Origin of the sequence: Mesorhizobium sp. M7A.F.Ca.MR.362.00.0.0, from assembly GCF_004023175.1 — a bacterium.
In the GTDB taxonomy this organism is placed as follows: Bacteria; Pseudomonadota; Alphaproteobacteria; order Rhizobiales; family Rhizobiaceae; genus Mesorhizobium.
In genome coordinates this window covers 1-1,932 of the sequence record NZ_RZTF01000207.1, presented here as the reverse complement: position 1 = coordinate 1,932, position 1,932 = coordinate 1, and the positions used below count along the sequence as shown (strand labels likewise).

Genomic DNA, 1,932 nt, shown 5'->3' with positions numbered 1-1,932 from the left:
GCTTTAAGGTTCGAGCACAGGCCGCAGGAAGCTGCGCTCGTAGCTGAGAATGCTGCGATTGCGTTTTTCCATTTCAAACACTTCCTGGCATTCCGGGTCGGCAGCCATACGCTTGCGATAGTCCTCGTAGTCGGCAAGGCTCGGAAAGCTGAACATGGCAAAAGCGATATTGCTCGCCCCCTCGCTCGGAAGGAAATAGCCGTGATGGTTTCCGCCGAGGCGGTTGACCAGAGCTATCCAGCGACGGCCATAATCTTCGAACTCGGCAAGCTTGTAGGGGTCGATGACATATTTCAGGTAGCAAGTGATCATGAGAGCTCCTGTGGCATGGGGGCGGGGCATTTTGGCTTGTCAACTGGAGGAAGATCAGTTGCGTCCGTCGAGATGGCGCACCTTGCGCAGTTGCGGGAACAGCACCATCCACAGGCCCGCTACGGCGATGGCGCCGATGCCGCCGATCACCACGGCCGGCACCGTGCCGATCAGCGCGGCCATCGTGCCGGCGCGGAATTCGCCGACCTCGTTGGAGGCGCCGACAAAGACCTGGTTGACGGCGTTGACGCGGCCGCGCACCTCGTCGGGCGTCCACAGCTGAATTAGCGTTTCCCTGATGTAGACGCTGAACATATCGGTGGCGCCAAGGAAGACCAGCGCCACGATCGACAGCCAGGTGATGGTGGAAAGGCCGAACAGCACGGTGAAGGCGCCGAACGAGGCGGCGGCGACCAGCATGATCATGCCCGCGTGGTTGCGAAGCGGATGCCCGGCCAGCCAGATGGCGACGCAAATGGCGCCGATGCTGGGCGCCGAGCGCAGCAGGCCGAGGCCCCAGGGGCCGAGCTGGAGGATGTCGCGCGCATAGACCGGCAGCAGCGCCGAGGCGCCGGACAGGAGCACGGCGAACAGATCGAGCGAGATGGCGCCGAGCACGATCTTCTCGCTCCAGATGTAGCTGAACCCGCCGAGCAGGTGCTGCATCGTCGGCTTTTCCGACTCGGTCCGCTGCGACGGCTTCGGGATGGTGAAGATCAGCAGCCCGGACACGAGCATCAGGACGGCCGCGGTTCCGTAGGCCGCTTCCGGCGACACGCCGTAGAGCAGGCCGCCGGCGACCGGTCCGACGATGGTCGCCGTCTGCCAGGCCGAAGAATTCCAGGCGATGGCGTTGGCGAAATCCTGAGGCGGCACCAGATTGGCGAACAGCGAGGCGGAGGCCGGACCGAAAAAGGCGCGGGCGACGCCGAACATGGCAAGCACGCAGAAGATCGGCAGCGGCCCGCTGATGCCGCGCAGCGTCAGGAACAGCAGCGCCAGCGCGCACATCGCCTCCACCACGACCGCCAGCGCCATGATCAGGCGGCGGCCGAAGCGATCAGCGACGACGCCGGTGACCAGCACCAGAAGCAGCGACGGCAGGAACTGGACGATGCCGACCAGGCCGAGATCGAGCGGGTCGCGGGTCAAATCGTACATCTGCCAGCCGACCGCGACGGACACGATCATGGTGGCGAATGTGGTGAGGAAACGCGCCGCCCAATAGCTCAGGAAGGACCGATGGCGGAACGCGGCATAGCGCTGGTCCGGCGATATCTGTTCTGCTGTCATGATTTAAGAGGCCCCGTTCGAATGGCATCAGCTGGCGGGGCACTTCCACGATGGGCGCTGGTCCGGCTGGCGGAACTTTTAGCTCAGTTCGCAGCGGATATGCGTCAAAATCAGTGCTGGATCAAGGAATTTTCAGCCTAAAGCGCGTCGCGACTTTTGAGCGAGATGCATTAGCGCTACTGCGTCATGAGTTTCTGGCCGAACGCGGCAATCGTTGACGTTGGCGCTGCCCCTCACTGTCCTGCCGGACATCTCTCCCCGTATAGTGACGGGGAGAGCGGGCTGGCCGCGACGCCGGCATTCTTCCCGCAACGCTGGAGATTGGCG

General features: G+C 63.4%; 2 protein-coding genes. Both read right to left on the bottom strand.

What is annotated here, in order from left to right; translation table 11 throughout:
- Nucleotides 1-3: 3 nt before the first annotated feature.
- Nucleotides 4-312 carry an NIPSNAP family protein gene (locus EOC06_RS22735; protein WP_127397458.1) on the bottom strand — a complete coding sequence of 103 codons (309 nt, stop codon included), beginning with the start codon at nt 310-312 and terminating at the stop codon, nt 4-6.
- Between the two features lie 54 nt (nt 313-366).
- Nucleotides 367-1,605: an MFS transporter gene (locus EOC06_RS22730; RefSeq protein WP_128308838.1), complete on the bottom strand. Its 1,239-nt coding sequence runs from the start codon at nt 1,603-1,605 to the stop codon at nt 367-369.
- Nucleotides 1,606-1,932: the final 327 nt, after the last annotated feature.